The following is a 6,289-nucleotide window of genomic DNA, read 5'->3' on the forward strand; positions in this document are numbered from 1 at the left end:
GCCCCCGGTTTCGGGAAGGGGCGGGGAAGGGAACACGTCGCCGCAGGCGGCACGCGCACGCGCTCAGTCGTGCCACGCCCCCAGTTCCTCCAGCAACGCCTGCAACGGCTCGAAGACCCCCGGCACCGCCGCCACCGTGAGGTCGCCGGAGGGGCCGTCCCCGGGGCGGCCCCCGGTCAGCGCGCCGGCCTCGCGGGCGATCAGGTCGCCCGCCGCGAGGTCCCACGGGCTGAGCCCGCGCTCGTAGTAGCCGTCCAGGCGGCCCGCGGCCACGTCCGCCAGGTCGATCGCCGCCGAGCCGCTGCGCCGGATGTCGCGCAGCTGCGGGATCAGCCGCTGGGCGACGTCCGCCTGGTGGGTGCGGACGGTGTGGACGTAGTTGAAGCCGGTCGAGACCAGGGCCTGGTCCAGCGGGGGCGCCGGCCGGCACCGTACGGGCCGGTCGTTCAGGAACGCGCCGCCGCCCCGCACCGCGTGGAAGGTCTCGCGGCGCATCGGTGCCTCGACGACGCCGACCACGGTCTCGCCGTCGAGCTCCGCGGCGATCGAGACGGCCCAGGTCGGCAGCCCGTACAGGTAGTTCACGGTGCCGTCGAGCGGGTCGATGACCCAGCGCACACCGCTGGTGCCCACCGTGGCCGCGCCCTCCTCGCCGAGGAAACCGTCGTCCGGGCGGTGCTCGGTGAGGAAGCCGGTGATCAGCTTCTCCGCCGCGATGTCCATCTCGGTCACGACGTCGATGGGGCTGGACTTCGTCCTGGCGACGCCCAGGTCGTCCGGGCGGCCGTCCCTGAGCAGCGCACCGGCCTTACGGGCGGCTTCCAGGGCGAGGGGCAGCAGTTCGGACGTGAGCGGGTGGGTCACAGGGGTCTCCTTCACGCGTACGGGCTGTCGGCGCCGGCCGCCGCGGGCTTGGGCGCGCGGGCCGGGCAGCATCCGACGGGGCAGAGGTCGTGGCTCGGGCCGAGCGTTCCGAGCGCGCAGCGTTCCGCCGGGATGCCGCGCTCACTGGCGGCCCGTTCCAGCAGGAGGTCGCGCACCGCGCCGGCGAACCGCGGGTCCGCGCCCACGGTCGCGGAGCGGCGCACCGGCAGGCCCAGCTCCGCGGCCTTGGCGGTGGCCTCCGTGTCGAGGTCGTACAGGACCTCCATGTGGTCGGAGACGAAACCGATCGGGACCATGACGGCAGCCGGCGCGCCGGCGGCGTGCAGGCTCTCCAGGTGGTCGCAGATGTCCGGTTCCAGCCAGGGGATGTGCGGGGTGCCGCTACGGGACTGGTAGACGAGCTCCCAGGGGTGCTCGACGCCGGTCTCGTGGGCGACGGCCTCGGCGACGGTCCGGGCCACGTCGAGGTGCTGGCGGACGTAGGCGCCGCCGTCCCCGTGATCGTCGGCGGGGCCGGAGGCGTCGGCCGCGGAGGTCGGGATCGAGTGCGTGGTGAAGGCGAGGTGCGCACCGGCGCGAACGTCTTCCGGCAGGTCGGCGAGGGAGGCGAGAACGCCGTCGATCATGGGCCGTACGAAGCCGGGGTGGTTGAAGTAGTGCCGCAGCTTGTCGACCCGCGGCAGTGGCCGCCCCTCCGCCTCCAGCGTCGCCAGCGCGTCCGCGAGGTTCTCCCGGTACTGGCGGCAGCCGGAGTACGAGGCGTATGCGCTGGTGGCGAGGACGGCGATGCGCCGGTGTCCCGCGTCTGCCATCTCGCGCAGGGTGTCGGTGAGGTACGGCGCCCAGTTGCGGTTGCCCCAGTGGACCGGCAGGTCCAGCCCGTGCTCGGCGAAGTCCTTGCGGAGGGCTTCGAGCAGCGCCCGGTTCTGGTCGTTGATGGGGCTGACGCCGCCGAAGAGGAAGTAGTGCTGCCCCACTTCCTTCAGCCGTTCCTTCGGGATGCCTCGGCCGCGGGTCACGTTCTCCAGGAACGGGACCACGTCGTCGGGGCCTTCGGGGCCGCCGAACGAGAGCAGCAGAAGGGCGTCGTAAGGCGCTGGGTCACGCAGATCGGACATGAGGTCGATCCTGCCACCCGCCTCCGACAGCGGAAAAACCGCGGTGCGCGCGCGGAGGTTCGGCGCGTAATCTGTGAAGGCTGCCCTTACGCCTTACCGGAGTCCCTGTTGCCCAGTCCGTACCGCGCGATTTTCGCCACCCCCGGCTCTTTGGGGTTCTCCACCGCCGGCCTCCTCGGCCGGATGCCGCTGTCCATGCTGGGCATCGGGATCATGACCATGGTCTCCGAGCTCACCGGACGTTACGGCCTGGCCGGCACGCTCACCGCGACGCTCGCGCTGTCGGCGGCCGTGCTGGGCCCGCAGGTCTCCCGTCTGGTGGACCGCCACGGCCAGCGCCGGGTGCTGCGTCCCGCCACTCTCGTCACGCTCGCCGCCGTCACCGGACTGCTGATCTGCGCCCAGCAGGGAGCGCCGGACTGGACGCTGTTCGCCTTCACGGCCGTCGCGGGCTGTGCGCCGAGCGTCGGGGCGATGACCCGGGCGCGCTGGGCGGCGCTCCTGGAGGGCTCGCCACGGGAGCTGCACACCGCCTACTCGGTCGAGTCGATCATCGACGAGGTGTGCTTCATCTTCGGGCCGATCATCTCCATCGGGCTGTCCACCCTGTGGTTCCCGGAGGCCGGACCGCTGCTCGCGGCCGGGTTCCTGCTGGTCGGCGTCTGGTGGCTGACGGCTCAGCGGGCCACGGAGCCGAAGCCGCACCCGGCGTCGCACGACACCGGCGGCAGCGCGCTGCGCTCCCCCGGTCTCCAGGTGCTGGTCGCGGCGTTCGTCGCCACCGGAGTGATCTTCGGCGCGGTGGACGTGGTCACGGTGGCGTTCGCGGAGGAGACGGGGCACAAGGCCGCGGCGAGCTGGGTGCTCGCGGTCTACGCGCTCGGTTCCTGCCTCGCGGGCGCCGTCTTCGGCCTGTTGCACCTGAAGGGCGAGCCCGCCCGCAGGTGGGTGCTGGGCGTCTGCGCGATGGCCGTGAGTATGATCCCCCTCCAACTGGCCGGGAGCCTGCCGTTCCTGGCTGTGGCGCTCTTTGTCGCGGGCCTTGCCATCGCGCCGACGATGGTGACGACCATGGCCCTCGTCGAGGCGCACGTACCGCGCAGCAAGCTGACCGAGGGCATGTCCTGGACCGGTACCGGGCTCGCGGTCGGTGTCGCACTGGGTTCCTCGGCCGCCGGCTGGGTGGTCGACGCGCAGGGCGCCGCTGCGGGGTACGCGGTGCCCGGCGTCGCAGGGGTGTTCGCGGCCGTGGTGGCGTTCCTGGGGTACCGCCGGCTGCGCAGGCCGGTGCCGATGCGGGAGGGGCAGCGTGAGCAGCGTGATCAGGACCCGGAGCAGCGGGAGCAGTCCGTGGCGTAACTGGGCGGGGACCGTTGTCTCCCGGCCCGCGAGGGAAGTCCGCCCCGCGTCCGTGGAGGAGCTCGCCGACGCGGTCCGCTCGGCGGTCTCCGAGGGCCTTCGGGTCAAGACGGTCGGCACGGGCCATTCGTTCACGGCCATAGCAGCGACCGACGGGCTGCTGATCCGGCCGGACCTGATGACGGGGATCCGCCGGATCGACCGCTCGGAGATGACCGTCACCGTCGAATCGGGCACCCCGCTCAAGCGGTTGAACACCGCCCTCGCCCGTGAGGGGCTGTCGCTCACGAACATGGGCGACATCATGGAGCAGACCGTGGCCGGCGCTACGTCGACCGGTACGCACGGCACCGGCCGTGACTCCGCCTCGATCGCCGCCCAGATCAAGGGCCTTGAGCTGGTGACGGCCGACGGGGCGGTGCTGACGTGCTCGGAGAAGGAGAATCCCGAGGTCTTCGCCGCGGCCCGGATCGGTCTGGGCGCGCTCGGAGTCGTCTCGGCGATCACGTTCGCGGTGGAGCCGGTCTTCCTGCTGACCGCCCGTGAGGAACCGATGTCTTTGGACCGGGTCCTGGCGGACTTCGACGCCCTGCACGCGGAGAACGAGCACTTCGAGTTCTACTGGTTCCCTCACACCGGGAACTGCAACACCAAGCGCAACAACCGCAGCTCCGGCCCGCCTGCGCCGCCCGGCAGGGTCGGCGGCTGGATCGAGGACGAGCTGCTGTCCAACGGGGCCTTCCAGGTGGCCTGTTCGCTGGGCCGCGCGGTCCCGGCGGCCGTTCCCGCGATCGCCAGGCTCTCCAGCCGCGCGCTGTCCGCCCGTACCTACACGGACATTCCCTACAAGGTCTTCACATCGCCCCGCCGGGTGCGGTTCGTGGAGATGGAGTACGCGGTGCCCAGGGAGGCCGCGGTCACGGCGCTGCGCGAGCTCAGGGCGATGATCGAACGCTCGCCGCTGCGGATCGGGTTCCCGGTCGAGGTGCGCACGGCCCCCGCCGACGACATCGCGCTGTCGACCGCCTCGGGCCGGGAGACGGCGTACATCGCGGTGCACATGTACCGCGGCACGCCGTACCGTTCCTACTTCACCGCCGTGGAGTCGATCATGACCGCCCACGGCGGGCGGCCGCACTGGGGAAAGATCCACACGCGGGACGCGCGACACCTCGCGGACGTCTACCCCCGGTTCGGCGAGTTCACGGCCCTGCGCGACCATCTGGACCCGGACCGGGTCTTCCAGAATCCGTATCTGCGCCGGGTGCTGGGCGACTGACGCCGGCCGAATGCGCCGCTCCCCGCGGGCCGTTCGTCGCCTTCCTGACGTTCCGTCCACTCATCGGGCTTCTGACTCGCCTTCAGCCGCCTTGCGCCATCTGCCCGTTGCGCACCGAGATAGGACATGTGAGCGAAGGGAATAGTTCCGTTTCTGGCGCTTCCGTGAAGCACAACACCTGGTCAGCCCGCGTTCGAGCGCCGATCCAGCACCCCCCTGCCGAAGTTCGGCGGCGCGGCTGTCCACCCGGATGGCCCGAATGGAGTACTGTGGCGAGCCCTGGGCCCGGCCTCCCTCGTGGTGTCCGGATCCCCAGGTTGGGGGCCGAAAGCGGCGCTCGATCCGGCGGCACCGCGGTGAAGCATGGAGATCTATCGCTCAGAGTGACGACCGATCACGCTGAGTGGCCAATAGATCACCGTGCCATAACGGCGATCCAGGGCTCGCGCCCGACACGCCGGGCAACTCGGCAAGGTTGTGGCAGGCTGCACCCGGGCAGGCCACACTCGACTCGACTAGCGGAAGCAGCGACGCAGGTGACGTCGGCAGGCACCACCCGGGAGGTCCCCATGCCCGAACTGCGTGTCGTGGCCGTCTCCAACGACGGCACACGACTGGTGCTCAAGGCTGCGGACAGCACGGAATACACGCTTCCGATCGATGAGCGCCTGCGTGCCGCCGTGCGTAACGACCGCGCCAGGCTCGGCCAGATCGAGATCGAGGTGGAGAGCCATCTCCGCCCCCGTGACATCCAGGCCCGTATACGTGCCGGTGCCTCCGCGGAGGAGGTCGCCCAGCTCGCCGGCATCCCCGTCGATCGCGTGCGCCGCTTCGAGGGCCCGGTCCTCGCCGAGCGCGCCTTCATGGCGGAGCGTGCCCGTAAGACGCCCGTACGCCGCCCCGGTGAGAACACCGGTCCGCAGCTGGGCGAGGCCGTGCAGGAGCGGCTGTTGCTGCGCGGTGCCGAGAAGGACACCGTCCAGTGGGACTCGTGGCGCCGCGACGACGGCACCTGGGAGGTCCTGCTCGTGTACCGGGTCGCGGGCGAACCGCACTCGGCGAGCTGGACCTACGACCCGCCGAGGCGGCTCGTCCAGGCCGTCGACGACGAGGCACGCGCCCTGATCGGTGAGACCGACGACACGATCGCGCAGGAGCCGAGCTTCCCGTTCGTCCCGCGCATCGCGCGTCTGCCCAGGGACCGGCCGCTGGACCGTGCCCTGGACCGGCAGATCGAGCGCCCGTCCTTGCCGTCCGCCGACGCGGACGACAAGGACGAGCGGGACTCGCTGACCAGCCTGCTGGAGGCCGTGCCGAACTTCCGCGGCGACATGGTCGTGCCCGAGCGGCCCGTGGCGTCGGAACCGCCCGCCGTCGAGCCCGGCCAGGAGGCCGAGGCCGAGGAGGAGCCGGTGGCGCCCGCCGCGTCGGCCGGCGCGGGTTCCGCCTACGCGGACGTGCTGATGCCGCGCTCCGTGGCCGGCCACCGGGACCGCCTGACGGGCACCACCGACCGGCAGGCGGAGGCGGACGGCGTCCGCCCCGGCCGTCGCGCCGCCGTGCCGAGCTGGGACGAGATCGTCTTCGGCACACGCCGTAAGAAACAGGAGTAAGAAACGTTCCGCACAAGGGCCGGCCCCATGGGGAC

Annotated in this window: 5 protein-coding genes; 3 read left to right on the forward strand and 2 right to left on the reverse strand. The window is 71.8% G+C overall.

All coding sequences use genetic code 11. The features are described from left to right. Positions 1-63: 63 nt before the first annotated feature. Both ACWGH4_RS28835 and ACWGH4_RS28840 read right to left on the reverse strand, forming a co-directional pair. Positions 64-864 (reverse strand): inositol monophosphatase family protein, encoded by an 801-nt coding sequence (locus ACWGH4_RS28835; protein WP_453466090.1) that lies wholly within the window; start codon positions 862-864, stop codon positions 64-66. Between the two features lie 11 nt (positions 865-875). Further along, a complete protein-coding gene (locus ACWGH4_RS28840; RefSeq protein WP_453466092.1) occupies positions 876-2,003 on the reverse strand; it encodes a ferrochelatase in 1,128 nt (375 codons plus the stop codon). A 108-nt stretch (positions 2,004-2,111) separates the two neighbouring features. Here ACWGH4_RS28840 and ACWGH4_RS28845 point away from each other — a divergent pair, with 108 nt between their 5' ends. From ACWGH4_RS28845 to sepH, 3 genes are all read left to right on the forward strand, one after another. Beyond that, the gene (locus ACWGH4_RS28845) at positions 2,112-3,362 is read left to right on the forward strand and encodes an MFS transporter (protein ID WP_441266629.1); all 1,251 of its coding nucleotides are present in this window, start codon (positions 2,112-2,114) and stop codon (positions 3,360-3,362) included. Continuing rightward, positions 3,313-4,641: a D-arabinono-1,4-lactone oxidase gene (locus ACWGH4_RS28850; protein WP_441266630.1), complete on the forward strand. Its 1,329-nt coding sequence runs from the start codon at positions 3,313-3,315 to the stop codon at positions 4,639-4,641. The genes ACWGH4_RS28845 and ACWGH4_RS28850 overlap by 50 nt, the downstream gene beginning before the upstream one ends. Before the next feature lie 569 nt (positions 4,642-5,210). Beyond that, entirely contained in the window at positions 5,211-6,254 is a 1,044-nt protein-coding gene (gene sepH / locus ACWGH4_RS28855; protein WP_453466094.1) for a septation protein SepH, read from the forward strand. The last annotated feature ends 35 nt before the right edge of the window (positions 6,255-6,289 follow it).

Source organism: Streptomyces sp. NPDC054847 (assembly GCF_053610925.1).

What these genes read in the sequence shown, in the direction of transcription:
- sepH (WP_453466094.1), top strand. Translation starts at nt 5,211, where the DNA reads ATGCCCGAACTGCGTGTCGTGGCCGTCTCCAACGACGGCACACGACTG.
- ACWGH4_RS28840 (WP_453466092.1), bottom strand. Translation starts at nt 2,003, where the DNA reads ATGTCCGATCTGCGTGACCCAGCGCCTTACGACGCCCTTCTGCTGCTC.